The sequence below is a fragment of the Cupriavidus sp. 207A1 genome, from assembly GCF_057798955.1.
The window spans coordinates 158093-184368 of record NZ_JBYOJO010000009.1 but is presented as its reverse complement, the minus strand read 5'-3'; the positions used below and the strand labels follow the sequence as shown (position 1 = coordinate 184368).

General features: G+C 69.3%; 22 protein-coding genes. 12 read left to right on the top strand and 10 right to left on the bottom strand.

The features are described 5' to 3' along the window. Nucleotides 1-4: 4 nt before the first annotated feature. The gene (locus AC3FMM_RS18325; RefSeq protein WP_488687234.1) at nucleotides 5-1522 is read right to left on the bottom strand and encodes a PQQ-dependent sugar dehydrogenase; all 1518 of its coding nucleotides are present in this window, start codon (nucleotides 1520-1522) and stop codon (nucleotides 5-7) included. Nucleotides 1523-1918: 396 nt separating this feature from the next. Between AC3FMM_RS18325 and AC3FMM_RS18320 the strand changes: the two genes are divergently transcribed. The 3 genes from AC3FMM_RS18320 to AC3FMM_RS18310 are packed head-to-tail and all read left to right on the top strand — an operon-like array spanning nucleotide 1919 to nucleotide 3985. After that, on the top strand, nucleotides 1919-2596 hold the full coding sequence (locus AC3FMM_RS18320) for a hypothetical protein (protein ID WP_116314598.1): 678 nt from the start codon (nucleotides 1919-1921) through the stop codon (nucleotides 2594-2596). 2 nt (nucleotides 2597-2598) lie between these two features. After that, a complete protein-coding gene (locus tag AC3FMM_RS18315) occupies nucleotides 2599-3300 on the top strand; it encodes a hypothetical protein (protein ID WP_240987847.1) in 702 nt (233 codons plus the stop codon). A gap of 52 nt (nucleotides 3301-3352) precedes the next feature. Continuing rightward, on the top strand, nucleotides 3353-3985 hold the full coding sequence (locus AC3FMM_RS18310) for a uracil-DNA glycosylase family protein (RefSeq protein ID WP_488687233.1): 633 nt from the start codon (nucleotides 3353-3355) through the stop codon (nucleotides 3983-3985). Between the two features lie 21 nt (nucleotides 3986-4006). Here AC3FMM_RS18310 and AC3FMM_RS18305 read toward each other — a convergent pair whose 3' ends face one another. Continuing rightward, complete coding sequence (locus tag AC3FMM_RS18305) at nucleotides 4007-4831, bottom strand: IclR family transcriptional regulator (RefSeq protein ID WP_115712980.1); 825 nt, start codon at nucleotides 4829-4831, stop codon at nucleotides 4007-4009. A 128-nt stretch (nucleotides 4832-4959) separates the two neighbouring features. On the opposite strand from AC3FMM_RS18305, the gene AC3FMM_RS18300 reads away from it, so the two are divergent. The 3 genes from AC3FMM_RS18300 to AC3FMM_RS18290 all read left to right on the top strand — a co-directional run bounded on the left by AC3FMM_RS18300 (nucleotide 4960) and on the right by AC3FMM_RS18290 (nucleotide 8867). Further along, the gene (locus tag AC3FMM_RS18300) at nucleotides 4960-6615 is read left to right on the top strand and encodes a GMC family oxidoreductase (RefSeq protein ID WP_488687232.1); all 1656 of its coding nucleotides are present in this window, start codon (nucleotides 4960-4962) and stop codon (nucleotides 6613-6615) included. Nucleotides 6616-6726: 111 nt separating this feature from the next. After that, complete coding sequence (locus tag AC3FMM_RS18295) at nucleotides 6727-8055, top strand: MFS transporter (RefSeq protein WP_488687231.1); 1329 nt, start codon at nucleotides 6727-6729, stop codon at nucleotides 8053-8055. 77 nt (nucleotides 8056-8132) lie between these two features. Continuing rightward, nucleotides 8133-8867: a GntR family transcriptional regulator gene (locus tag AC3FMM_RS18290; protein WP_414248848.1), complete on the top strand. Its 735-nt coding sequence runs from the start codon at nucleotides 8133-8135 to the stop codon at nucleotides 8865-8867. Between the two features lie 12 nt (nucleotides 8868-8879). Here AC3FMM_RS18290 and AC3FMM_RS18285 read toward each other — a convergent pair whose 3' ends face one another. After that, nucleotides 8880-9611, bottom strand: a complete 732-nt coding sequence (locus AC3FMM_RS18285; protein ID WP_488687230.1) for a BON domain-containing protein — start codon at nucleotides 9609-9611, stop codon at nucleotides 8880-8882. Nucleotides 9612-9767: 156 nt separating this feature from the next. Then, entirely contained in the window at nucleotides 9768-10436 is a 669-nt protein-coding gene (locus tag AC3FMM_RS18280; protein WP_326347271.1) for an alpha/beta hydrolase, read from the bottom strand. 459 nt (nucleotides 10437-10895) lie between these two features. Here AC3FMM_RS18280 and AC3FMM_RS18275 point away from each other — a divergent pair, with 459 nt between their 5' ends. The 5 genes from AC3FMM_RS18275 to AC3FMM_RS18255 all read left to right on the top strand — a co-directional run bounded on the left by AC3FMM_RS18275 (nucleotide 10896) and on the right by AC3FMM_RS18255 (nucleotide 16785). Continuing rightward, nucleotides 10896-13361 (top strand): DUF3772 domain-containing protein, encoded by a 2466-nt coding sequence (locus AC3FMM_RS18275; RefSeq protein WP_414248850.1) that lies wholly within the window; start codon nucleotides 10896-10898, stop codon nucleotides 13359-13361. Nucleotides 13362-13604: 243 nt separating this feature from the next. Continuing rightward, entirely contained in the window at nucleotides 13605-14492 is an 888-nt protein-coding gene (locus AC3FMM_RS18270) for a LysR family transcriptional regulator (protein ID WP_115712973.1), read from the top strand. A 58-nt stretch (nucleotides 14493-14550) separates the two neighbouring features. Continuing rightward, on the top strand, nucleotides 14551-15669 hold the full coding sequence (locus AC3FMM_RS18265) for an NAD(P)H-dependent flavin oxidoreductase (protein WP_488687229.1): 1119 nt from the start codon (nucleotides 14551-14553) through the stop codon (nucleotides 15667-15669). A gap of 169 nt (nucleotides 15670-15838) precedes the next feature. After that, nucleotides 15839-16189, top strand: a complete 351-nt coding sequence (locus tag AC3FMM_RS18260; RefSeq protein WP_115682759.1) for a mechanosensitive ion channel protein MscS — start codon at nucleotides 15839-15841, stop codon at nucleotides 16187-16189. Between the two features lie 11 nt (nucleotides 16190-16200). After that, the gene (locus AC3FMM_RS18255; RefSeq protein ID WP_115712971.1) at nucleotides 16201-16785 is read left to right on the top strand and encodes a methyltransferase domain-containing protein; all 585 of its coding nucleotides are present in this window, start codon (nucleotides 16201-16203) and stop codon (nucleotides 16783-16785) included. 181 nt (nucleotides 16786-16966) lie between these two features. Here the strand turns inward: AC3FMM_RS18255 and AC3FMM_RS18250 are convergent, their stop codons facing one another. The 4 genes from AC3FMM_RS18250 to AC3FMM_RS18235 all read right to left on the bottom strand — a co-directional run bounded on the left by AC3FMM_RS18250 (nucleotide 16967) and on the right by AC3FMM_RS18235 (nucleotide 23329). Continuing rightward, entirely contained in the window at nucleotides 16967-20083 is a 3117-nt protein-coding gene (locus AC3FMM_RS18250; RefSeq protein WP_115712970.1) for an efflux RND transporter permease subunit, read from the bottom strand. Nucleotides 20084-20089: 6 nt separating this feature from the next. Then, nucleotides 20090-21250: an efflux RND transporter periplasmic adaptor subunit gene (locus AC3FMM_RS18245; RefSeq protein WP_115712969.1), complete on the bottom strand. Its 1161-nt coding sequence runs from the start codon at nucleotides 21248-21250 to the stop codon at nucleotides 20090-20092. A gap of 2 nt (nucleotides 21251-21252) precedes the next feature. Continuing rightward, nucleotides 21253-22701: a TolC family protein gene (locus AC3FMM_RS18240; protein WP_116314606.1), complete on the bottom strand. Its 1449-nt coding sequence runs from the start codon at nucleotides 22699-22701 to the stop codon at nucleotides 21253-21255. 217 nt (nucleotides 22702-22918) lie between these two features. Next, a complete protein-coding gene (locus tag AC3FMM_RS18235; protein WP_115682764.1) occupies nucleotides 22919-23329 on the bottom strand; it encodes a cobalt-zinc-cadmium resistance protein in 411 nt (136 codons plus the stop codon). Between the two features lie 262 nt (nucleotides 23330-23591). Here AC3FMM_RS18235 and AC3FMM_RS18230 point away from each other — a divergent pair, with 262 nt between their 5' ends. Further along, nucleotides 23592-23966, top strand: a complete 375-nt coding sequence (locus tag AC3FMM_RS18230) for a type II toxin-antitoxin system PemK/MazF family toxin (protein ID WP_488687228.1) — start codon at nucleotides 23592-23594, stop codon at nucleotides 23964-23966. Between the two features lie 32 nt (nucleotides 23967-23998). Here AC3FMM_RS18230 and AC3FMM_RS18225 read toward each other — a convergent pair whose 3' ends face one another. Together AC3FMM_RS18225 and AC3FMM_RS18220 are read right to left on the bottom strand one after the other, a co-directional pair. Next, nucleotides 23999-25612: a rhodanese-related sulfurtransferase gene (locus tag AC3FMM_RS18225; protein WP_326347268.1), complete on the bottom strand. Its 1614-nt coding sequence runs from the start codon at nucleotides 25610-25612 to the stop codon at nucleotides 23999-24001. Continuing rightward, entirely contained in the window at nucleotides 25609-26226 is a 618-nt protein-coding gene (locus tag AC3FMM_RS18220) for a cysteine dioxygenase family protein (RefSeq protein ID WP_116314610.1), read from the bottom strand. Before AC3FMM_RS18220 ends, AC3FMM_RS18225 begins: the two co-directional genes overlap by 4 nt. Between the last annotated feature and the right edge of the window lie 50 nt (nucleotides 26227-26276).

Below are 26276 nucleotides of genomic sequence, written 5' to 3'. Positions count from 1 at the left end.
GGCATCAAGGCGTGCCGTCCGAGGCATCGATCCGGTAGACCCGCCCGCTGTTTGCGGACGTGCCCGGATCGGCCATCACATAGAGCGCCTGCGCGCCATCCACGCCGAACGAGAACACGCTGCCCGGCACCGTGACGTTCCAGTCGACCGGTTCGGTCGCGGCGCCATCGCGGTACACGAAGCTCTGCAGCTTGCCGGTGCACAGATCGGAATAGAAATAGCGTCCCTGCAGCGCCGGGCTGGCATTGCCCCGGTACACGTAGCCGCCGACGATGGCACAGCCGCCGTCGTCGTGGCCGTACTCGAACACGGGCATGGTCAGTCCGCTCTTGTCGCAAGTGGCGGCGCCCACGCACACGCTGCCTTCAGTCAGGTTCCAGCCGTAGTTCAGGCCCGCGCTGGTGGACGGCGCGACGTCGACTTCCTCGAGGAGGTTCTGGCCGACATCCGCGATATACAGCGACCCGGCGTCGAACGAGAACCGCCACGGGTTGCGCAGCCCGAGCGCCCAGATCTCGCCGCGGCTGCCGGACTGGCCCAGCAGCGGGTTGCCGGCAGGCACGCCGTAGCCCGCCGCGCCGCTGACATCGATGCGCAGCATCTTGCCGAGCAGCGTCGCCGCGTTCTGCGCGTTGCCCGCCGGATCGCCGCCACCGCCGCCGTCGCCCGTGCCGATATAGAGCATGCGGTCGGGGCCGAACGCGAGCTGGCCGCCGTTATGGTTGGAGAAGGTGCCGTGCGGGATCGCCAGCAGCACCGTGCCGGCGGCGTCGGCAAGGTCCGGGTTGGCGGCCGAGACATGGTAGCGGGCGATGGTGATGGCGCCAGCGGTGTCGGTGTAATAGACGTAGAAGCGGCCGTTGGCCGCATAGTCAGGATCGAACGCCATCGACAGCAGCCCGCGCTCGCCATCGGTGGTGGTCAGCGCGGCAATATCGAGAAACGGCGTGGCCAGCAGCGCGCCGTCGCGCACGACACGGATACGGCCGGCGCGTTCCACCACGAACAGGCGCGCATCGCCGGCGGGCGCGGTCAGGAAGATCGGCGCCGAGTACTCGCCGGGCACCTGCGCCAGCGACAACTGCATCGATTCCGGCGCACCGTAGGCCACGCTGGCGGTCACACCCGTGCCAACGGCCACTGCGACCACCTGCGACGGCAGCTGCGGCTTGCGCAACGCACTGCCCGTCAGCACGCTGTCTGCGGTGACGGTGTAACTGCCGGGCGCGAGGTTGGACAGCGTGGTCGACTGGGCCACGGCCTGACGGAACTGGCTCGGCCCCACTACCGTGATGGCCGCGGGGGTCCCGGACGGCAGGCCCGAGATGGCCAGCGTCAGCGAGCCGTTGCCGCCGGCGCCGCCACCACCGCCACCACCGCCACCACCGCCACCTCCCCCACCTGTACCGCCAGCGTCGCCCGCACCGGCGCTGTCGCCCCCGCCACCACCTCCGCAGGCTGCAAGGCCCAGGCAGCAGGCGATGGCGAATCGGCGAAGCGCGTGGCGTAGTGCGTCGGGCATGGCGTGGCTCCTGTGACGGCCGGGGCACCGCCTGCATGCAGCAGCCGCTGCGCGGCCGCGCACTTGCGCCGGCGTGTCCGGCGGCAGGGGCGCCTTGCCCTTGTAAAGTATGTCATGCGCGCGGCATCGGCCAACCACTGCAGATGCGCTTGAAAGCGCGCATTCCGTACAGGCGTAGTTTCCCGCACCAGCGCCGCTATCATCGGTGTGAATCTTTGCCTACAGTAAATGCGGCGGCGGTTGGCGAGTGCCGGCGGCGCCGCCTTCGCCGTCTGGTCGCGCCCCCGGAATACTGCCCGCCCGGGCGCCGCAGGCCCGATGCTGTCGCCCCCGGCACGGGTGCGAGGGCTTCGTCGCAGACCTTCGCCATGGGCAGTTGCTGCCGGGTGCAAGCCAGTGCTGACTACTTCCCTAGACCCCCACGCGGCCGAAGCACGGCCGCGCCTGCTCGATACCGTCGACCGCGTATGCGAGACGTGCTTCGGCCTGTTCATGGCGCTGACCTTCGTGGGCGCGGTGTCGGCCGTCGGCGCGCCGGCGGATGCCCCGCGCACGATGTTCTTCACGGCGCTGGGCTGCAACCTGGCCTGGGGGCTGGCCGACGCCGTGATGTACCTGGTGCGCACGCTGACCGAGCGCGGACGCAGGCTGTCCCTGGTCAAGGCGGTTCGCAATGCCGGCGACCCGGGCGACGCCATCGCGCGCCTGCGTGATGCGCTTTCGCCGGCCTTGCGCACGCTGGTCGACGATGCCGAGCTGGAAGCACTGAGAGGCCGCCTCGCCCGCACCGCCGACCTGCCCGCACGCCCGGCGCTGAGCGCGCAGGATTTGCTGGCAGCGGTCGGGATCTTCCTGCTGGTGGTGCTGGCGACGTTCCCGGTGGCGCTGCCGTTTATCGTGTTCACTGACGTCTCCACGGCGCTGCTGGTATCGCGCGTGCTGACCATCCTGATGCTGTTCGGCGCCGGCATCGCACTTGGGCGCCATGCCGGCTTCGGCGGATGGATCGCGGGTGCGGCGATGACGTTGGTCGGGGTTGCACTGACCATGGCCATCATCGCTCTCGGAGGCTGACCATGCAGGCCGGAGGCAGGGCTGCACGTCCGGCGGCACGGCCGCCCACGCGGGCCGCGCAACTGGCTCCGCGACTGGCCGCACGCGGTCTGGTGCTGGCCGCGGCCATCGCGCCGCTGCCCTTGCATGCCGCCGAAGACAGCGGCACGCCCGCGAGCGCGGAGGCGCCGGCGTGGAGCGGCGGGATCTCGGCTTACCTCAACCTGCCGCGCGGCAGCGAAGCCTATGTCACGGGTATCGCCATCGCCAAGCGCGGCGTCTTGCACCTGGAGGCACGCAGCAACTACGAAGGCATGGATGCGTACTCGTTCTTCGTCGGCTACAACCTTGGCTGGGGTGAGGCGTTGCGGCTGGATTTCACGCCAATCCTCGGCGTGGTCACCGGCAGCACGCACAGCGTCGTGGGCGGGTTCGAGGCCACCCTGACCGGCCGCTATGCCGATGCCTATATCGAGTTCGAATACGTGCCGGACGCCGAACCGTCCGGGTACGCCTACGCATGGAGCGAGCTAGCCTGGCGCCCCCGGGACTGGCTGCGGCTTGGCCTGGCAGCCCAGCGCACGCGTGTGCCCGACAATGGCCGCAATCTGCAGCGCGGCGTATTTGCGCAAGTGAAAGGCAAGCATGTCTCCGGTGCGGTCTACTGGTTCAACCCGGCCGCGCACGACCAGATCGCCGTGGTCTCGGTCGCGCTGAGCTTCTGACGCGGCCCGGGGCGATGCGCGAAACCGGGGACGGTTTTTCCGGGGTGCGGGAATGGACCTGAAGCGCAACACCCTGCTTCACCAACCCGCCGCGCTCGAGGCCCTGCTGGCCGAGGTCCGTGCCTGCCGCGCCTGCGCGCAGCATTTGCCGCTCGGCCCGCGCCCGGTGGTGCGCGCCGGCGCCGGCGCGCGCATCCTGATCGTCGGCCAGGCGCCGGGAACGCGCGTGCACGAGACCGGCATTCCATGGAACGACGCCAGCGGCGAGCGGCTGCGGCAGTGGCTCGGGGTCGACGACGCCACCTTCTGCGACGCCTCGCAATTCGCCATCATCCCGATGGGCTTGTGCTATCTGGGCCGTGGCAAGGGCGGCGACAACCCGCCGCGCCCCGAATGCGCGCCCTTGTGGATGGACCGCCTGCTGGCACAATTGCCGTCTATCGCCCTGACCCTGCTGGTCGGCCAGTACGCGCAACGGCATTTCCTCGGGGCGCGCCGCAAGCCCACGCTGACCGAAACCGTCCGGGCATGGCGGGACTACGCGCCGGCCTTCATACCGCTGCCGCACCCGTCGCCGCGCAACCAGCCGTGGTTCAAGCAGCATCCGTGGTTCGAGGCGGAGGTGCTGCCGATGCTGCGGGAGCGGGTTGCGCGGATCCTGGCGCACCCAAACGCATCGGGCTGAGCGGGAAGCTTGCAGCCCGGCTCAGTGCGTGCACAACACCGCCGCCATCTCCTTCGCCGCACCCTGCAGCGTCGGCACCGCCTGCAGCAACGCTTCGAGCGAGGCCCGCGCGGTCGGCGCATGACAGGCAATCGCCGCGACCACCCGGCCGGGCCCGGCGCTGTCCGGTTCGCGCACCGGCACCGCCACCGCGCACATGCCGCGCACGAATTCCTCGTGATCGACGCCGATGCCGCGCGCAGCCAGCCGGTCCAGCTCGGCATTGAGTGCCGGCAGGTCGGACAGCGTGCGCGGCGTGTGCGCGGCGAGGTCCAGGCGCCGCAATGTCTGCTGGCGTTCCAGCCGGTTCATCGCTGACAGGAACAGCTTGCCGCTGGCGGTGCAATGCAGCGGCACATGGATGCCGGGCGACAACTGCAGGCGCAGCGGCTCGTGCGTTTCCACGCGCTCGACGTAAAGCACGCGGTCGCCGTCGAGCGCGGTCAGGTTGCAGGTCTCGCCCAGCCGCGCCACCAGCCGGGCCAGGATGCCGCGGCATTCGCGCAGCAGCGGCGGGCTGCGCAACGTCTGCAGCGACAACGCCGCCGCGGCCGGACCGGGCACATAGCCGCGCTCGGCCGGCATCCGCACCACAAAGCCGCTGCGCTCCATCGCCGCCAGCAGGCGCATCAGCGTCGCCTTCGGCACATGCAGCCGCTGCGACAGCTGCGACAGCGTCTGCGGCTGCTGCGCCCGCGCCAGGCTGGACAGCACCGCCAGCACGCGCAGGCTGCGGGCGTCCTCCTCCGGCACCGCGTCCTCTGCTGCAGTGCGATTCTGAAACGGCATTGTCATGTTCTGTTTCACAACCGGCGTCTCCTCGCGATTGGGCTTTCCATTCCGGCCTTGAAAAATAAAATCCGGAACAGAACGTTTCAGATTATAAATCCAGGCCGCGGGCTACGTGCCCAGGCCAGAAACAGGAGACAGCGACGATGTCGCAAACCGTTGACTACATCGTGGTGGGCGCGGGCTCGGCCGGGTGCGTGCTGGCCAACCGGCTCAGCGAAGACGGCCGCTATTCGGTCTGCCTGCTCGAGGCGGGCCCGCCCGACCGCTACCCGTGGATCCATATCCCGATCGGCTACGGCAAGACCATGTTCCACAAGCAGGTGAACTGGGGCTTCTATACCGATCCCGATCCCAACATGCTGAACCGCCGCATCTACTGGCCGCGCGGGCGCACGCTGGGCGGCAGCAGCGCCATCAACGGCCTGATCTACGTGCGCGGCCAGCGCGAGGACTACGACCACTGGGCCGCGCTGGGCAATCCGGGCTGGGGCTGGGACGACTGCCTGCCCTACTTCCGCAAGCTCGAGAACAACGACCTCGGCGCCGGGCCGACGCGTGGCACCGGGGGCCCGCTCAATGCCACCTCGATCGACCGGCGCCATCCGCTGGTCGATGCCTTCGTCGCCGCCGGGCAGGCGCTGGGCCTGCCGCGCCAGACCGACTTCAACAGCGGCGACCAGGAAGGCGTGGGCTATTACCAGCTGACCACGCGCAACGGCTGGCGCTGCTCCACCGCGGTGGCCTACCTGCGCCCGGCGCGCGGGCGCGCCAACCTGCGCGTCGAAACCGATGCGCACACCACCGGCATCCTGTTTGAAGGCAAGCGCGCCGTCGGCGTGCGCTACACCCAGCATGGCCAGCCCTATATCCTGCGGGCGCGGCGCGAGGTGATCCTGTGCGCCGGGGCGCTGCAGTCGCCGCAGCTGCTGCAGCTGTCCGGCATCGGCCCGGCGCCGCTGCTGCAGGAGCTGGGCGTGCCGGTGGTGCATGCGCTGCCGGGCGTCGGCGAAAACCTGCAGGACCACCTGCAGATCCGGCTGATCTACGAGGTGGCCAAACCCATCACCACCAACGACCAGCTGCGCACGCTGGCCGGCAAGGCGCGCATGGGCCTGGAATGGCTGCTGCTGCGCAAGGGCCCGCTGGCGATCGGCATCAACCAGGGCGCGATGTTCTGCCGCGCCCTGCCGCAGGAAAGCGCGACGCCGGACACGCAGTTCCATTTCTCGACACTGTCGGCCGACATGGCCGGCGGCACGGTGCATCCGTTCTCGGGCTGCACTTATTCCGTGTGCCAGCTGCGGCCCGCGTCGCGCGGCACCGTGAGGATCCGTTCGACCGACCCGTTCGAGCCGCCGTCGATGCAGCCCAACTACCTGTCGGCCGAACTGGACCGGCGCTGCACCATCGCGGCGGTGCGCTACGCGCGGCGCGTGGCGCAGACCGAACCGATGCGCGGCCTGATGAAGCGCGAATTCCGGCCCGGCGACGATGTGCGCAGCGACGACGAGATCCTGCACTTCTGCCGCGAGTACGGCGCCACCATCTTCCATCCGTCGGGCACCGCAAAAATGGGGCCGGCCGCCGACCCGCTGGCGGTGGTCGACGCGCGCCTGCGCGTGCACGGCATTGGCGGGCTGCGCGTGGTGGACTGCTCGGTAATGCCCACGCTGGTCTCGGGCAACACCAACGTGCCGGTGGTGATGATGGCCGAGCGCGCAGCAGACCTGATCCGCGAAGACGCGCGGCGCGAGATCCACCACGCCGACGTGGTCGCGCCGATGGCCGCCGCGGCCTGAAGCGGCAAACCGGCGGGCCGGGCATCCATAACCACCAGGCCAGCCCTGCAGCGCATCGGCGTCCATAACCATCCTTCCAGAGGACGCCGCCCACCACCAGAGGAGACAAGCATGACTAGCCCCAACGAACAGGCGATCCGCAAGGTCGCGCTGGCGTCCGTGATCGGCGCCACCATCGAGTGGTATGACTTCTTTTTGTACGGCGTGGTCGCCGGCCTGGTCTTCAACAAGCTGTACTTTCCCGGCGACGACCCGCTGGTGGCCACCATGCTGGCCTACACCACCTTCGCGGTGGGCTTTGTCACGCGCCCGCTCGGCGGCGTGATTTTCGGGCACTTCGGCGACAAGGTCGGGCGCAAGAGCATGCTGGTGATGACGCTGATGATCATGGGCGTTTCCACCTTCCTGATCGGGCTGGTGCCGACCTATGACAGCATCGGCATCCTGGCGCCGGTGCTGTTGCTGCTGCTGCGCGTGCTGCAGGGCATCGGCCTGGGCGGCGAATGGGGCGGCGCGGTGCTGATGGCGTACGAGTACGCGCCGCCGCACCGCAAGGGCTTCTACGCGTCGCTGCCGCAGATCGGGCTGGCGATCGGGCTGTGCCTGGCCTCGGGCGTGGTGGCGCTGCTGTCGCTGACGCTGTCGGATGCGCAGTTCCTGGCCTGGGGCTGGCGTGTCGCGTTCCTGATCTCGGCGGCGATGGTGTTCGTCGGCATGTACATACGGCTCAACGTCAAGGAAACGCCGGAATTCGCCGTGATCAAGCAGCGCAATGCCGAAACGCAGATTCCATTTGTCGACATGATGCGGCGCTACCCCGGCAATATCGTCAAGGGCATGGGCGCGCGCTATATCGACGGCGTCTTCTTCAACATCTTCGGCGTGTTCTCCATCACCTACCTGACCCAGACCGTCAATATCAGCCGCACGCAGGCGCTGGTAGGGGTGATGGCGGCGGCGATCGCGATGTGCTTCTTCATCCCGTTCTTCGGCCACCTGTCCGACCGCATCGGCCGCACGCGGGTGTATTTCTGGGGTGCGCTGATCACCGCGCTGTCGGCCTTCCCGGCGTTCTGGCTGATGCTGAACAGCGGCGGCAACACCATGCTGCTGTGGCTGGCGATCGTGGTGCCGTTCGGCATCCTCTACGCCGCGGTGTACGGGCCGGAGGCGGCGCTGTTCTGCGAGCTGTTCGATGCAAGGGTGCGCTACACCGGGATCTCGTTCGTCTACCAGTTCTCGGGCATCTTCGCTTCCGGCATCACGCCCATCATCGCCACGGCGCTGCTCAAGTCGGGCGGCGGCCAGCCCTGGCAGATCTGCGCCTACGTGGCGTTCGCGGGACTGGTGTCGGCGCTGTCGGTGGCGCTGATCGGGCTGGGCGCGGGCGCCGGGGCGCCGCGCGAAAACGGCGTGCCGCTGCGCGGCCCCGCGCGCTGAGCGCAAGGGTCGCGGCCGCCGTTGCGGCAGGCCGGCAATGTCTTAGAATGGCACCACGCTAATGACAGGGACATTGCATGCAACCTTCGGACGGCACCGGCACCGGAACCGGCACCACCGCCGCCCCGCTTCTGCCCAAGGTGGTGCGCCAGCGGCTGCACGACACCGTGGTCGACCACCTGCGCAACTTCATCGTCGAAGGGGTGCTGGCGCCCGGCATGAAGCTGAACGAGCGCGAACTGTGCGAAACGCTGGGGATCTCGCGCACGCCGCTGCGCGAGGCGCTCAAGGTGCTTGCCGCCGAGGGGCTGATCGAGATCTCGCCCAACCGCGGCGCCAGCGTCTCGCGCATGACCGAAGCCGAGGCGTGGGAGGCGTTCGAGCTGATGAGCGGGCTGGAAGCCTTTGCCGGCGAGCTGGCGTGCGAGCGCATCACCGCGCCGGAACTGGCCGAGATCAAGGCGCTGCATTACGCCATGCTGGCCTGCCATGCCCGCAACGACCTTCCCGGCTACTACAGCCGCAACCAGGAAATCCACGACCGCATCGCCGCGGCGGCGCGCAACCAGACCCTGCTGCAGACCTACCTGACGCTGAACCGGCGGCTCAAGGCGATGCGCTTCCGCTCCAACCACCAGACCGAGAAGTGGGACCGCGCGGTGCACGACCACGAGGAAATGATCCGCGCGCTGGAAGCCCGCGACGGCAAGCGCCTGGCGTCCATCCTGCGCCAGCACCTGCTGGAGAAGCGCGCGGCGGTGATGCAGATCCACCCGGATCCGGCCAGCGCGCCTGCCGTCCCCAACGCCTAGCGCGGCGCGCCGTCAGCGCCGCGTGGCCAGGATGCGGTAGCCGCGGCTGCAATGCTCCTGCGCCGCGGCGCGGGCTTCATCCGGATCGTCGAACAGGCCGGCCTGGGCAATCCCCGGCACCAGCACGGCCTCGCCGGATTCCGCGCCGAGGAAGCGCCCGTCGCGCGACTGGACGATATACAGCACGTCCGCCTCAACCTCTCCCACCGGCTGGCGCCAGCCGGCAGACTGGCCCAGGCGCCTTTGTCCGGGCACGCTGCCGCCCGCGCCGGACTGCTGCTGTCCGTCGGCCGTGCCGCCTGCGCGGCGCGCCACTTGCAGGTTGTTGCGCACCTCGTTGACGCCCAGCACGTCCTCGGCCAGTTCTTCAATGCGGTACTTGATGCCGCGGTCGGCCACGGTGCCGGTCAGCGTGACGATGCCCGAGCCAACGTCGACGGTCACGTCCGAGACATCGTCGTCGGCATGCGCCAGCCGTTCGCACAGGTCGTCGCGGATGCGCGTGTCGGTGCGCTGGTAATTCTTGGGCAGCCGGCGCGACGCGGTCCGCGCCGGGATGCCGGGACGGTACTGGTCTTCCGGACCCTCGCCGCCTTCCGTGCCATAGCGCGCCTGTCCGTAGCCAAAGCCCGCGCCGCCCGGATTGCCGCTGCGCCAGTGGTGTGCCTGGCGGGTATCGCCGGGCTCGGCATAGCCCCGGTTGCGCCACGTTTCCCTGATTTCCGAGGGGGGATAGTCTTTCATGGATTGCCTCCGATCTGGACGCGTGTTCGTGCGCCGTGTCTGCTATCGGTAGCATCATCCATGCCTCGCGACCGCCCACCGCAGCGCGCAGCGGCTCGCGCGCGCCGGACGGCCCCGCCGGCGTGTACCGCGCAAGCACGGCAACGATCGAAGTTTTTACACGGTGGCGCCGGGCGCGGGCCGGTCGAGGTAGCCCCCGACGATACGCACCAGCAGCGGCAGCTTGCCGGTGAAGAAGTGATCCGCGCCCGGCACCACCACCACCGGCAACGCCTGCGGCCTGGCCCAGTCGAACAGCGCGGCCAGTGCCGCGCGCTCGTCGCGCTCGCCATGGACCACCAGGCAATCGGCCGGCACCGCCGGCGTGTCATAGCTGCGATGGCCTTTCACCACGCCGTAGGGGGTGCCTGTCAGCACCAGGTGGCGGATCGGCACGGACTGCGCCGCCAGGGCCGCGGCAACATGGGTCATGACGAAGGCACCGAAGGAAAACCCGGCCAGCGCCAGCGGCAAGCCGGGATGCGCGTCGCGCAGGTGGGCCACCACCGCCAGCATGTCCTGCGCCTCGCCGCGGCCCTGGTCATGGGCGCCGCCGGAACCCTCCACGCCGCGAAAATTCGGCCGCACGGTCAGGTAGCCGCGCGCCACCAGCGCCTTGGCCAGCTGGTGCGGCACCTTGTGCGTGGCCGCGCCGCCCAGCAACGGATGCGGATGGCACACCACGGCAATGCCGAGCGGATCGCCTTGCGGTCGGTCGACCAGCATTTCAATCGGCCCGACGTCGCCGTCGAGCCTGGTCTTTTCGGTGCCTGACGCAACCGCCATGCGTTCTCCAGAAGATGTTGAGTGACTGAGTGCGGGCCGCGCATGGCCCGAAGCCCGTGATGTTACTGCGATGACGGCGAGCATGCCGATGGCGGTCGCGCGGCGGCGCGCATATGGATGCGTATCAATTTGTCACAGTGTGCCCGATCCGCCGCAGCATGCGGCGGTGTGGCGGATGCGCTTTTCTATAATTTCGCGAATCGCGGCGGGGCCGGTTGCATCCGGCCCAGCCCTCCGCGGCCAGCTGCCGGTGCCCTCGTTTGGGCGCATGGGGCCTGGCCGAACCCTGCGCCGAGAGGATCGCCAGCGAGCGGCGTCCCCTCGCCTGTTCATTGCCGGTGTCCCGGCCGTTCCCGCATCGATCGCCGCGCCGCATCCTGCCTGATGCCAGCGCGACAGGCGATCCCTTAGGTCGATGCCGGACTGCCGCAAGCCGTCACCTGCCGACGAGATTCCGCCATGAGCAACGTTTCACGGCTCGCACTGGGCCTTGCGCTCGCTGCGCTATGCCACCTGATGCCAGCCACCCTGCCCGCCGCGAGCGCGGCGCCGGCGTCCGAGGCCGCTTCCGCCACCGAGGGGCAACAGCCGCCCGCCCTCACCCACACCGAAGCCAGTGCCGAACTCAAGCGCCTGCAGACCGAGCAGGACCGCATCAAGCAGCAGGCCTCCGATCCCGACGGCACCACCAAGCTGGATGAGCTTGACCATGACCTGCACAAGCTCGATGCCGATGTCGACAAGCTGTCCGCCGCGCTGGCGCCGCAGCGCGCCCAGCTGCAGGCGCAGCTCGACGTGCTGGGCCCGCCGCCGTCGGACGGCATCACCAAGGAAGCCCCGGCGGTGGTGCGGCAGCGCGCCGAACTGAACGCGCGGCGCCTGCAGCTCGATGCGCAGGTCAAGCAGGCGGCCGAGAGCAAGGAGAACATCGCCAACCTGAGCGGCCAGATTGCCCGGCTGCAGCGCAGCCAGCTGAAAGACCAGCTGGCGCTGCGCTCCGACAGCATCCTGAACCCGCAGTTCTGGAAGCCGATGGTCAGCCCCGCCGCCGAGGACCGCGCGCGCATGGCCGCGTTTATGGACCAGGTAGAGCCGATGGTGCAGCTGGCGTGGCAGCCGTCGCAGCGCGCCGCCACCATCGCCCTGCTACTGCTTGCGCTGGGCGTGTGGCTGCTGGGCAAGCGCCTGGCCGAACGCGCGCTGGCCTGGTTCTGCCTGAACAAGCTGCCGCCAACGCGGCTGCGGCGCAGCGCGCTGGCGCTGGCCACCACGCTCGCCACCGTGGCCACCACCGGCCTTGCGGTGCAGATCGTCTACAACGCCTTCACCCGCAACTATGAACTGCCGCCGGACCTGATGACGCTGTACGGCGGGCTGGTCAAGCTGACCCTGACCAGCGCCCTGATCGCGGGCCTCGGGCGCGCGCTGCTGTGCACGCGCCACCCGTCCTGGCGCCTGCCCGCGCTGGCCGATCCCGTGGCGCGGGCGATGAAGCCGTTCCCTGCGGCGCTGGCCGGGCTGTTGCTGCTGGCCGGTACGCTGGAACAGCTCAACCGCATTGCCGATACCAGCGTGCAGGTCACGCTGCTGGGGCGCGGGCTGGTCTCGCTGGTGGTCGTGCTGACCATCGGCGCGGCGCTGCTGCGCGCCAACCGCGTGCGCAACGAGCTGGCCGCCGCCGGCGAGCAGCCCGAGGCGCGCGCCACGCTGGCGGGCATGATCCACGCCGGCGTCACGCTGATCGTGATCGTGTCGATGGTGGCGCTGCTGGCGGGCTATATCAGCTTTGCGCGCTTCCTGACCTATGAGCTGGTCTGGTTCGACATCGTGCTGTGCAGCCTGTACCTGCTGACCCAGGTCACGCGCGACCTGTTCGAAAGCCTGTTCTCGACCCAGCACGCCAGCGGCCAGGTGATCAAGCAGCTGTTCGGCGTCGACGATGCGCGCCTGGAGCAGGCCGCCACCATCCTGTCCGGCATCGGCGCCAGCCTGTTGCTGCTGCTGGCGGTGGTGGCGCTGCTGACCGGCGGCTTCGGCACCACCCCCGCGGACCTGGTCAACAGCCTGGTCACCGTGCTGGGCGGAGAAAAGCTGCGCAGCCTGAACATCATGCCCGAGCGCATCCTGAATGCGCTGGTCGCGCTGGGCGTGGGCATCTGGCTGCTGCGCACGGTGCGGCGCTGGCTCGATGCGGAACTGCTGCCCAAGCTGTGCATGGAGCCCGGGCTGCGCGCGTCGCTGATCACGCTGTTCAGCAATGTCGGCTACGTGCTGCTGGTGCTGCTGACGCTGTCGCTGCTGGGCGTGCGCTGGGACAACCTGGCGTGGATCGTCAGCGCGCTGTCGGTCGGCATCGGCTTCGGCCTGCAGGAGATCGTGAAGAACTTCGTCTCGGGGCTGATCCTGCTGACCGAGCGCCCGGTCAAGGTGGGCGACATGGTCAGCATCGCCGGCGTCGAGGGCGACATCCGCCGCATCAACGTGCGCGCCACCGAGATCCAGCTCGGCGACCGCTCCACGGTGATCGTGCCCAACTCGCAGCTGATCTCGCAGAACCTGCGCAACGTCACCATGAGCAACAGCACCCAGGGGGTGGCCTCGCTGCAGCTCACCTTCCCGCTGAACACCGACCCCGAACAGCTGCGCGACCTGCTGCTCGACGTCTACCGCGAGAACGAAAGCATCCTCGACGTGCCCGCCCCGTCGGTCATGTTCAGCCAGCTCGCGCCCAACGGCATCACGCTGTCGGTGACCGGCTATGTCGGCAGCCCGCGCATCGCCGCGAACACGCGCAGCGACCTGCTGTTCGAGATCCTCAAGCGGCTGCGCGGCGCCGGCATCTCGCTGTCGGTGCCGCAGTCGCTGCGGCTGGAGAACATGCCGCCGTTCGGCCCGGAACCGGAGCGCGCGCTGGCGACCGGCTGATGGCCGGCGGCAGCGCCGGCCCGCCCCGCATCGGCGCAAGAACGCGGCCACCCTCGCGGTGGCGTTTTCCACCGGCAGCGCCGCCAGCCAGCGGCGAATCACCTGCTCGTCGTGCGTCGCGAGGCGCACACGGTACGGCGTTGCCGCGTTGGATATTCTCATAGAAAGATTGTTCGTTTTGCTATATTCTCATAAAGAGAATATCCAGACGACCCCTCTTGCGCCTGCCGCGCCCGACCGCCGATGGAACTGGCTGAACTCGAAATCTTCCGCGCGGTAGCCACCGAGCAGAGCATCACCCGCGCCGCGCGCCTGCTGGACCGGGTGCAGTCCAACGTCACCACGCGCGTCAAGCAACTGGAAGAGGCGCTTGGCGTGGCGCTGTTCCAGCGCGACAGCAAGCGCATGCTGCTGACGCCCGAGGGTCACCGGCTGCTCGCCTATGCCAACCAGATGCTGGCGCTGGCCGAAGAAGCGCGGCAGTCGGTGCGGGGCGCCGCGCCGTCGGGCCGCCTGCGCATCGGCACCATGGAAAGCGCCGCCGCCAACCGCCTGCCGATGCCGCTGGCGCGCTTCCACGCGGCCTGGCCGGGCGTGGAAATCGAGATCCGCACCGGCACCACGCGCGCGCTGGTCGATGCCGTGCTCGACCACCGGCTCGATTGCGCCGTGGTCGCGCATCCAGGCGAAGGGCCGGCGCGCGCGGCCGATCTGGATGAACTGGCCCCCGGCCTGGAAGGCACCTACCTGTTCACCGAACACCTGCAGCTGGTGCTGCCGGGCAGCCATCCCAAGGTGCGCGGGCCCGGCGACGTGGCATTGCGCCGCCTGGCCGCCTTCCCGAAGGGCTGCACCTACCGCCAGTGCGCAGAAGCCTGGCTGGCGCAGGGCAGCGACGACATGCGCCAGCGCCTGGCCATCACCGAGATGCCCTCTTACCACGCCATGCTGGCCTGCGTCAGCGCCGGCACGGCAATGGCGATCCTGCCCCGCTCGCTGCTGGCGCTGCACCGCGACGCGGTCGACGTGCAGACCGTGCCGGTACGCGCGGTGCACACCTATATCGTCAAGCGTGCCGGCTATGCCACGCACGCCTGCGACGCCTTCGTGCGCGAACTGCGCGACGGCTGACCCCTGCCGTCCCCCCTCGCCGCACCATCGCCATCGAACCTTGCCAAGGAGCGCCAAATTGACCCCGACAACCCCAATCGCTGACCGGCTGCCGCTGTTGCGCCGGCTCGGCATACGCACCCCGATCATCCAGGCACCCATGGCCGGTGTCAGCACGCCCGCGCTCGCTGCGGCCGTTACCAATGCCGGCGGGCTCGGTTCGCTCGGCGTAGGCGCGATGGATGCCGAGGCCGCGCGCAAGGCCATCCGCGAGACCCGCGCGCTGACCAGCGGACCGTTCAACATCAATGTGTTCTGCCATGCGCCGGCCGTCGCCGATGCCGCGCGCGAGCAGGCCTGGCTGGCCTATCTTGCACCGCGCTTCGCCGAATTCGGCGCGACTCCGCCGACGGCGCTGCGCGAGATCTATCGCAGCTACGTCACCGACGAAGCCATGCACGCGATGCTGCTGGAAGAACGCCCGGCCGTGGTCAGCTTCCATTTCGGGCTGCCCGATGCGGGCCGCATCCGCGCGCTGCGCGACGCCGGCATCGTGCTGCTGGCCAGCGCCACCTCGCTCGATGAGGCGCGCGCCATCGAGGCGGCCGGCCTCGACGCGATCGTCGCGCAGGGCATCGAGGCCGGCGGTCATCGCGGCGTGTTCGACCCGGCCGCCGTCGACGAAGGCCTGGGCACTTTCGCGCTGGTACGCATGCTGGCGACGCAGACCCGCCTGCCGGTGATCGCCGCGGGCGGCATCATGGACGGTGCCGGCATTGCCGCGGCGCTGGCGCTCGGCGCGCAGGCCGCGCAGCTTGGCACCGCGTTTATCGCCTGCCCCGAGACCGTGGCCGACGGCCCTTACCGCGAGGCGCTGCTGCAGCCGCACAAGCGTCCGACCGTGCTGACGCGGGCCATTTCCGGCCGCCATGCCCGTGGCCTGGCCAACCGCTTCACCGAGCTGGGTGCGGCAGCCGGCGCGCCCGCCACGCCCGACTACCCCACCGCCTACGATGCCGGCAAGGCCCTGCACGCCGCCGCCAAGGCGCAGAGCAGCGCCGACTTTGCCGCGCAGTGGGCCGGCCAGGCGGTGCCGCTGGCCCGGGCACTGCCGGCGGCGGAGCTGGTCTCGGCGCTGGCCGGGGAGCTTGCCGCCAGCGCGCGCGGGCTGGGGGCGCTGGCCGAAACGCTCGGATAGGCGCTTTCGGACACGGCCGTTTTACCGCGTCTTACACCGCATTAAAAAAGCCAGGTCCTAAAAGCCGCGGTTACAAAGCTAACAAGTCGACCCGGGGCCCGAAACACCTTGATCGCCGCTTTGCGTCCATCATTCAGGAACACAAGCTGTGCATGACAAGGAGTCCGAAATGCGCCCCTCCACCCGCATCGTCGCCGCGGCGGTCCTGGCCGCGACCCTGGTAGCCGCCGGTTCCGCCTCGGCGCGCGGCCGGCACCACCACCATGGCGGCTCCAATGCCGGCGCGGTGCTGGCGGTCGGCGCGCTGGCCGGCCTGGCGCTGGGCGCCATGCTGGCCTCGGGGCCGGTGGTGGCGGCACCGGTGGCGCCGCCACCCGTCACCTACGCCCCCGCGCCGGTCTCATACGCAGCGCCGGCGGTGCCGCCGGGCTACTGCTACCGCGACTACGACCGCGCCTACGTGCCGTGCGCCCCGCAGCCTTCGGGCTACTACCGCGAAGCGCCGTACTACGGCTACTGAGGCCTGCCGCCATGCCGGTCGACCGCGACTATTTCGCCGGCCTGTACGGCCGCAACCAGGACCCATGGGGCATCGGCACGCGCTGGTATGAAGCGCGCAAGCGCGCCCTGCTGCTGGCCACGCTGCCGCGCGAGCGCTTCGCCCGCGCCTTCGAGCCCGGCTGCGGCGGCGGCCACCTGAGCGTGGCGCTGGCGCCGCGCTGCGACGCGCTGATAGCGATGGAACTGGCCGAAAGCGCTGCCGAGCAGGCGCGGCAACGGCTGGCGCCGTTCCCGCACGCACGCGTGCTGACCGGCGAATTGCCGCAGCAGTGGCCCGACGGCAGCTTTGACCTGATGGTGTTTTCCGAACTGGGCTACTACTTTCCCAAGCCGGACTGGCACGAAGTCGCGGCCATGGCCGCGCGCGCGCTGGCCGACGACGGCGTCATCGTCGCCTGCCATTTCCGGCATCCGTTCGCCGAGCAGCAGATCACCGCGCAGGCGGTGCATGACGCGATCGGCGCGCAGCGGGGGCTGTACCGGCATATCCGCCACGAGGAACCGGATTTCGTGCTGGAACTGTGGACGCGGCAGCTGGAGATGCGGCTGGCGTAGGTGCCTGTGTTGATCGGCAAAGAATAACGCCCCATGCAAGTTGCCACTTGCATGGGGCGTTGTCTTTAGACGAATCGGCCGGCCCAGTCCACCGGTTCATGAATTACCGCCGGGGTACTCCCTCTCCCGCAAGCGGGAGAGGGGAGCAAACCTGCAGGCCCGTCAAGGCAACCGACTAGCCTTACACCGGCACATCCCGCGTCGGATCCGGCTTGCGATCATCGAACCAGCGGTACAGCGTCGGCACCATCACCAGCGTCAGCAGCGTCGACGTGATCAGCCCGCCGATCACCACCACCGCCAGCGGGCGCTGCACTTCGGAGCCGGGGCCGGTCGAGAACAGGAACGGCACCAGGCCCAGCATGGCGATGGTCGCGGTCATCATCACCGGACGGAAACGCTGGGTCGCGCCCTGCACCACCGCCTCGTCGAGCGACAGGCCCGAATCGCGCAGCGTGCGGATGTACGACACCAGCACCACCCCGTTCAGCACCGCCATGCCCCACAGCGCGATAAAGCCCACCGACGCCGGCACCGACAGGTATTCGCCGGTGACGAACAGCCCGATGATGCCGCCGATCGATGCGAACGGCAGCACCGTGATGATCAGCGTGGCGAAGCGCAGCGAGTTGAACAGCAGGAACAGCAGGAAGAAGATCGCGGCGATGGTGACCGGCACGATGATCTTCAGGTGGCCCATGGCGCGTTCCATGTTCTGGAACTGGCCGCCCCACTCCAAGTAGTAGCCTTCCGGCAGCTTGACCTTGGCGTCGGCGGCCTGCTGCAGCTCGGCGACGAAGCCGCCGAGGTCGCGGTCCTTCACGTTGATCATCACCACGACGCGGCGCTTGGCCATTTCGCGGCTGATCTGCGCCGGGCCGTCATTGACTTCGATCCTGGCCACGCTCTGCAGCGGCACCTGCGTGCCGTCCGGCGTGTTCACCAGCAGCTGGCGGATCGACTGCACGTTGTTGCGGAACTCGTCCGGCAGGCGCACCGCCGCGGCAAAGCGGCGCTCGCCTTCGAAGATATCCGTGGCGCGCTTGCCGCCGATGGCGATCTCGATCACGTCGTGGATGTCGGAGACGTTCAGCCCGTAGCGCGCAATCGCCTGGCGGTCGATCTCGATCGACAGGTACTGCTGGCCCGACACGCGCTCGATGCGGATATCCTGCGAGCCCTGGATGCCGCCGGCGACGCGGGCGATCTCGCCCGCCAGCTCGCGCAGCTTGTCCAGGTCATCGCCGAACACCTTCACCGCCACGTCGGAGCGCACGCCGCTGACCATCTCGTCGACGCGGTCCGAGATCGGCTGCGCCATCACGATCTGCACGCCCGGAATGGCCTTGAGCTTTTCGCGGATGGCGTTGGCGATATCGTCCTGGGTCCAGCCGTCGGGCCACTCGTCGCGGTCCTTCAGGCTGGCGATCGGGGTCGATTCGTTCTGGCCCTGCGGGTCCGCCGGGCTTTCGCCGCGGCCCACGCCCGACACCACCGATTTCACGCCCGGCACGCCCAGCACCAGCTTGTTGGCTTCCTTCTCCAGCTTGATCGACTCTTCCAGCGAGATGTTGGGCACGCGGTCGATCGCGGGCACGATCGAGCCTTCCTTCATCTCGGGGATGAACGAGGTACCAAGCAGCGGCACGATCAGCAGCGTGGCGACAAAGGCGCCGACCGCGCTGAGCACGGTCTTGCGGCTGTTGCCCAGCGCCCAGTGCAGCAGGCGCAGGTAATGGCGCTTCATGAAGGCGATCAGGAAGGTGTCATGCTCGGCACCGCCCTTGAGCAGGTACGACGACAGCACCGGCGACAGCGTCAGCGACAGGAACAGCGAGATCGCCAGCGCGATCGAGATGGTGAACGCCAGCGGCGCGAACATCTTGCCTTCCATGCCCGACAGCGTCATCAGCGGCAGGAACACCAGGATGATGATGCCGACGCCGACGATCACCGGCGTGGCCACTTCCTGCACCGCCTTGACCAGGATCTCGGTCTTGGACAGCCCCGGCTCCTTGTGGCCGAGCCGCTCGAACGCGTTCTCGACCACCACCACCGAGCCGTCGACCATCAGGCCGATGGCGATCGCCAGCCCCCCGAGTGACATCAGGTTGGCCGACAGCCCTGCCTCGTTCATCACCATGAAGGTCAGCAAGGGCGTCAGCACCAGCGTGGCCAGCACGATCACCGACGAGCGCACGTCGCCCAGGAACAGGAACAGCACGATCACCACCAGCACCACGCCTTCGAGCAGCACCTTGGTCACGGTCCACAGCGCCGCGTCGACCAGCTCGCTGCGGTCGTAGTACGGCACGATCTGCAGCTTGCCCGGCAGCATGCCGCGCTCGTTGATCTCGGCCACGCGGGCCTTGACGCGGCTGACCACTTCCTTGGCATTGCCGCCGCGCATCATCATGACGATGCCGCCGACCGCCTCGGTCTGGCCATTCTTGACCAGCGCGCCCTGGCGCACCTCATGGCCGATGGTGACGTTGGCCACGTCGCGCAGGTAGACCGGCGTACCGTTGACTTCCTTCAGCACGATGCTGCCGAGGTCCTCGACACCCTTGGCCAGGCCGACGCCGCGGATCAGGTACTGCTCGGCGTAGTGCGGCAGCACGCCGCCGCCGGAGTTGGCGTTGTTGCGCGCCAGCGCCTCGTAGACCTGCTGGATCGACACGCCGTAGTGGCGCATGCGCTCCGGGTTGACCAGCGCCTGGTACTGGCGCACGTAGCCGCCCTGCGAGTTGATCTCGGCCACGCCGGGAATCGAGCGCAGCAGCGGGCGCACCACCCAGTCCTGGGCGATGCGGCGCTCGGCCAGCTCTTCCTGGGTCAGTTCGCGGTTGCCGTCGTCGGCGCGGTCCAGCGTGTACTGGTAGACCTCGCCCAGGCCGGTCGAGACCGGCCCCAGCACGGGCGTGACGCCCTCGGGCATGCGCCCGCCCACTTCGATCAGGCGCTCCATCACCAGCTGGCGCGCGAAGTACACGTCGGTGGCATCGGTGAACACCAGCGTGATCAGCGACAGGCCGGCCTTGTTCAGCGAGCGCATTTCTTCCAGCCCGGGCAGGCCGGTCATGGCCATTTCCACCGGCACGGTGACAAAGCGCTCCACTTCCTCGGGCGAGCGGCCCGCGGCTTCGGTGGCGATCTGCACCTGCACGTTGGTCACGTCCGGGAACGCATCCACCGACAGCTTGGTGGCAGCGCGCAGGCCGAAGAAGAACAGCACCACGGCAAGGACGCACACCACCAGCCGCTGCTTGATGGCGGCTTCGACTAGGGATTTCATCATGGCCGATTACCCTTGTTCGAGGCGCTTGCGCTCGTTGTCCAGGTGGAAGGCACCCTCGACCACGATGCGGTCGCCGGCCTTCACGCCGTTCTGGACCACGCGCATGCCGTCGCTTTCGGCGCCCAGCTTGACGCGGGTCAGGCGGTACTTGTTGCCCGGCATCTCGACATAGACCAGCTCGTCATTGCCGTCGCGCACCACCGCCGCCGCCGGCACCACCAGCTGGTCGACCGGCTTGCCGGCAATCAGCATGCTCGCCAGCATGGCTGGCTTGAGCCGGCCCTCGCGGTTCTCCAGCTCGGTGCGGACCAGCACCGTGCGCGACTGCGGGTTGACCGTGCGGCCCACGTAGATCAGCTTGCCGGTAATGGTCTGGCGCCCGGCGCCGTTGGCCAGCGACGGCACCTCGATCTCGACGCTCTGGCCTTCGGCCACCTGCGCGGCCTGCTGCTCGGGCACCTCGGCCACCACCCATACCCGCGACAGGTCCGCCACGGTATAGAGCGCGTCGGCGGGCTGCACCACCTGGCCCTGCGCCACGTTGCGCTCGACCACGGTGCCGCTGATGCTCGAATACACCGGCGAGTGCGAGTTGATGCTGCCGCTCTTGGCCAGTTGCGCGATCGAGCTCGCCGACATGCCCAGCACGCGCAGCTGGTCGCGGTAGGCACGCATCTCGGCCGAGGCGATCGCCAGTTCGCTCTCGCGGCGCTGCAGTTCGCCGCGGCCGATCACGTCGGCGGCGAACAGCTGGCGCGCGCGCTCGGCGTTGCGGCCTTGCAGCTCGGTCTGGGCCTCGCTCTTCAGGAACGCCATCTGCGCCGCGCCCAGCTCGCTGCTGTGCAGGCGCGCCAGCACCTGGCCGGCCTTCACTTCCTGGCCCAGCGTGGCATACAGGTCGGTGACGCGGCCGGTCACGCTGGCGCCGATGCGCGACACGCGCTGCTCGTCGAAATCGACGCGGCCGGCCACGCGCAGCATCTCGCTGAACGGGGACGTGGCCACCGGTGCCACCTTCAGGCCCTTCTGCAGGTTGCCCTCGGGCTGGATCACGCCGGGCGGCAGCTTGGGCGCTTCGGCCACCGGCTCAGGTTTGTCGGAACAGGCCGCCAGGCTGAACGTCAGGACGGCGGCGGCCGTCAGCGAAAGCAGGAAATTGGGACGCATGGTTATTTCTGTTCGATGTTGGACGTCGGCTGCAGGCCCGGCGCGGCGGTGGCGCCCGGGGCGGTCGACATAAGCTTTTCGATCTGGATCGCGGCCAGCTGCAGGTCGTACTGCGCGGCGATCAGCTCATTGCGCGCGCCCCGCAGCACGCGCTGGGCATCGAGGTAGTCCAGGATGCCGCGCTCGCCGAAGCGGTAGGCGGCCTCGGCCACGCCCAGCGCCGACTCGGCCTCGCGCACGATGCCGGACTCCAGCGCCGTCACCTGGGCCTGGTTGATCTCGTACTGGCGGTAGGCCGCTTCCAGTTCCTGCGTCAGCTCGAACTCGCGCATCTCCAGCGCGCTGCGCGCCTGGGTGGCCTGCGCCGTGGCTTCGCCCACCGGACCGCCGCGGCGGTCCCACAGCGGGATGGTCAGGATCAGGCCGATCTGCGAGACGTTGTTGTCAGGCTGGCGGTCGGTGCTGGCACGCAGTGCCACTTCCGGCCAGCGCAGCGACTTCTGGTAGTCCACGCCCAGCTGCGCGCGCTCCAGCTCCGTGCGGCGCTGGACCAGTTCGGCGTTGCCGGCGATCATGGTGTCGCGCAGCGCCTGCAGCGGCGGCACGTCGGGCGACTGGCCCAGCATGCCCGCCAGCGAATACTGGCCCGGCATGGCGCCGCCCACCTGCTGGCGCAGCGCGGCCTTGGCCTGGTTGACGCGCAGCTCGGCGGTCTGCTGGCTCTTCTGCGACGCCAGCAGTTCGGTCTCGGCCTTGATCAGCTCGTAGCGCGGGGCCTCGCCCACCTCCACGCGCAGGCGTGCGCGCGAATGGATCTGGCGCATCATCGCCAGGTCTTCCTCGGCCGCGTGCAACTCGCTCTCGCGGCGCAGCACGTCGTAGTAGGCGGTCTTCACGCGCGCGGCCAGGTCGGCCCGGAAGCCCTGCCGCACCGCCTGCGACGACTCCAGCCCGCGGGTCGCCATGGCCTCGCGCAGGCTGCGCTGGTGCGGATAATCGAACTTCTGCACCACCGCATAGCTGGGCGCATTGCCGCTGGCCACGCCCGGCTGCTTGCCGGACATGCGGCCATACATCACCTCGACCTGCGGATTCGGATAGGCGCGGGCGCTGCTGATGGCGGCGCTGGCCGCATCGACATTGGCTTCGGCGGCGGCCACGCCCTTGTTGGTGGACTGGGCCAGGTCGAGCAACTGGGGCAGCGAGTAGGCGGGTCCGGCGGCAGCGGCGCCGGCAGGAGCGGTCTTCGGTACGGCGGCGGCCGCCAGGATGGCGGCGCCCGGCAGCGGCGCGGCAGCCGGCTTGGACAGCGGTGCGCGGGCCGCGGGCGCGGCACCGGCCAGGTCTGTCGCCTTCGCGGAGGTCTCGCCTTGGGCTCCGGCCTGGGCCGGGGCCGCGGCAAGCGCCATCAGCGAAAGCGACGCGATCAGGGTCAGCTTGGTTGTTGTCATGAGTCGGGAATGCAAGCAGTACGTCTGCCTTTCGCCACGCTGCCGCCCGCCCCGGGTGACGCCATCGCGGGGACGCGGTCACGGCAGGACGCACAACGGCGGCGGCATGCCCGCGCGGTCAGGCGGCAAGCAGGCTGGCGATGTCAGGCAAAGGGGCGCGGCCCGCGGCCGGGCGGCTGCATGCGGCAGCACGCGCGATGCGGGCGCAGGAAAGCGGTCAGGCCAGGAATATGGGCGGCCGGAAAAAGGCCGAAGGCGGCGGATCGGCGCGGCCTGGCGGGCGCTGGGCCACGTCGCCGGTGGGCAGCAGCAGCTTCACCGGGGGTAATGCGAACAGCGCGCTGGATTCCTCGATCTCGTCGAGCAGGTCGAGCGGATCGAGCAGGTCGGCGGACCAGATATTGCAGTACCCGGGGGGCGGGTCATCGCAGATATCGTCGTCGTGCAGCCCATCGTCGCCGGGCACCACGATGCGGCCCAGATCGTCGACGGGCTGGGCCGCCGCCATGTCGATCAGGTCCACCCCCGCCTGCTGCGGCCCTGGCAACGCCGCGCGCGCGTCCGCCGCTGCTCCAAAGGAGAGCAGCGACAGGCACATGGCAGTCAGCAGCAGGAACAACAGTCGCATTGGGTCGGGGGCATTGACGGCATCGCCGGGGACCAGGGTGTGTCACGGCCCCACCGGGATGCTGCAGGACAGCATTGTAACTGAACGATTACGATTGACAGGGAATCGTTACGTTCGTTCCCTTGCTGTAGAGAGATCGCGCGCCTTGCAGGCCTTTCAGACTTGTCCCCTACCCCGCTATTGCCCGGCTCCGTAGGCTTCATGGACCCTTTGACCAGCGGCTAAAGAGTTCATCGTCTGCAACTTTGTAATACAGAAACGAGTGACAAATAAGCGCTATCTCAACCCCCAGACCCACCGGGAAGAGCCGGCCAAGCGCAACCGGCCAGCGCTGGTGCTGCAAACAGACCTGCTCAACGATGCCGGCCATCCGACCACCATCGTCGTGCCCGGGACATCACAGATCGAGCCCGAGGATTGCTTTCCCCTGCGGGTGGCGCTGGGGAAGTTGCCGGGGCTGGCCCATGAAACGGATCTTCTGATCGACCAGGTCCGCGCGATATCCAATCGCCGTTTCCTGGGCAGCCATCCGGTGGCGACATTGGCCCCCAACCACCTGCGCAAGGTGGAAGCGCCTTGGGGCTGGGGGGTGGGTTTGGGCCCGGCTGCGCCGCTGGACGGCTGCGTCGCTGCATGATATGCAGCGTCACTGCATATCATGCAGCCGCCCTACACCACCCTGAACCCATGCGTGCCGTCGCGCTCCAGCTGCGCGATCAGGCCGAATTCCCAATCCAGGTAGCCCTGCATGGCCTCGCGCGGGTTGTCGGTGCCTTCATAGGGGCGGCGATAGCGGTCGGTTCGTTCCGAGGCCAGGTGCGTCTCGCCGCTCTCCAGCGGCAGCCCCGCGGCAATCCACGCCTGGGTGCCGCCTTCCAGCACGAACACCTCCGCATCGGTCAGGCGCCGCAGGTCGGCGGCGGCAAAGCGCGCCAGCAGGCTGCTGCCGCAGGTCAGCACGTAGCGCTGCGGGCGCGGGATGCGGGCCAGCGCGTCGGCCAGCTGGGCGCGAATGACAAAGTACGCCCCCGGGATATGGCGCCTGACGTAGTTGGCGCTGGTGGTGAAATCCAGCACGGCGGTGTTGCCGTCACCGGCATCCAGCCATGCGACCAGCTGCGCCGTGCCGATGCTGGCGACGGGCGCTGGCGTTGGCACCGGCGCGGCGACCGCTCCGGTTTCGCTGCGCGCCGACGCGGCCACCGGTTCCACCACCCAGACCTCCCAGCCCATCTGCGCCAGCCAGGATCCCGTCATGCCGGCGCGCACGTCGTCATCGTCCGCCAGCACGATGCGCGCGCCGCGCACCGGCGCGCTGTGGTCGGTTTCCTGCACCAGCTGCCCGCCCGGCGCGTTGACGAAACCCGGCAGGTGGCCGTCGGCGAATTCCTCCGGCGTACGCACATCGAAGCGGTACAACGTGCGCCCGGGCGCCTGCAGCGTGTCCAGCTGCGCCAGCGCGATGCGCCGCACGCCGGCCCGGTCGGCGATCTCGCGCGCGCCGCGGCGGGCGCTGTCGCGGTTGGCGTCGCCGACCGCGGCCGGGGCGCGGCGGCTGGCGCCATGCTCCAGCTGCTGGCCGGCCAGGGTCCAGCCGATGGTGCCGTTGCGCAGCGCCGCCACCGGGTTCGGGATCCCCGCGTTCACCAGTGATTGCGTGCCGATGATGCTGCGCGTGCGGCCCGCGCAGTTCACGATCACGCGCGTGCGCGGATCGGGCGCGAGCTCGCGCACGCGCAGCACCAGCTCGGCACCCGGCACGCTGGTGGCGGTGGGGATGCTCATGGTCTGGTACTCGTCGAAGCGGCGCGCATCGACGATCACCACATCGGCGCGGCTGTCGATCAATGCCTGCACTTCCTCGGCCGCCAGCGACGGCGTATGGCGGGCGGCTTCGACCACTTCGCCGAACGACTTGCTCGGCACATTGACGTCGCGAAACACCTCGCCGCCGCCCTCGATCCATGCGCGCAGCCCGCCCTCCAGCAGATGCACGCGGGTATAACCCAGGCCTTGCAGCACCGCCGCCGCGCGTGGCGCCAGGTCAGCGCCGGCATGGTCGCCGTAGACCACGATCTGCGTATCGCGGCGCGGGATGCGCGCCCACGCGTCCAGTTCCAGCCGCGACAGCGGGAAGTTGGCGGCCCACAGCGGGTGCTCCTGCGCGAAGGGATCTTCCTCGCGCACGTCGATCAGTGCGATTTCGTCGCGGTTGCGCAAGGCGTTGCGCACGGCTTCGGGAGAAACCGTCGGAAAGGCCGGCGTAGCGGAAACGTTGGTCATGACTGGGCAAAATCGCGGGAGCGGTCCCACGGGTTGGGCAGGGTCTGGTTGGAATAGCCCGAGACAAAGGGCTTGCGGGTGCCGTCCTCGGCGTAGACCGAGCGGCGCACCGCGCCGATATTGGCGCCGTAGACATGGATGCTGACCGAGACGCGGTCGTCGTAGACGTTGTTGACGCGGTGGATATCGCCCACGGCCGGCGACACGGCTTCGACCTGCCCGGGCAGCAGGCGCACGCTCGCGCCGCTGGCGACCGGGCGCCCGGCGGCGTCGAGCGCGAACGCCTGCGCATCTTCCGCGCCGCGCAGCATGCCGATCAGGCCCCATACGGTGTGGTCGTGGATCGGCGTGCGCTGGCCCGGTCCCCAGACAAAGCTGACGATGGAAAAACGCTCGGCGGAATCGCAATGCAGCAGGTGCTGCTGGTAGTACTCGGGGTGCGGCCGGGCCCACGCTTCGGGCAGCCAGTCATCGCGCGCGACCAGCTTTGCCAGCAAGGCCCCGCCTTCACGCAGGATGCGGGGCTCGTCGGGATGCTGGTCGAGCAGCGCGGCCAGGCCGGTGATGAAATCGCGCAGCGGTGCCAGCGCGTTCGGATCGGGGGAACTGCCCATGGGAATGCTCCGGGTGTCTCGTTGTGGTTGCCGGCCGCCGGGGCCGGCCA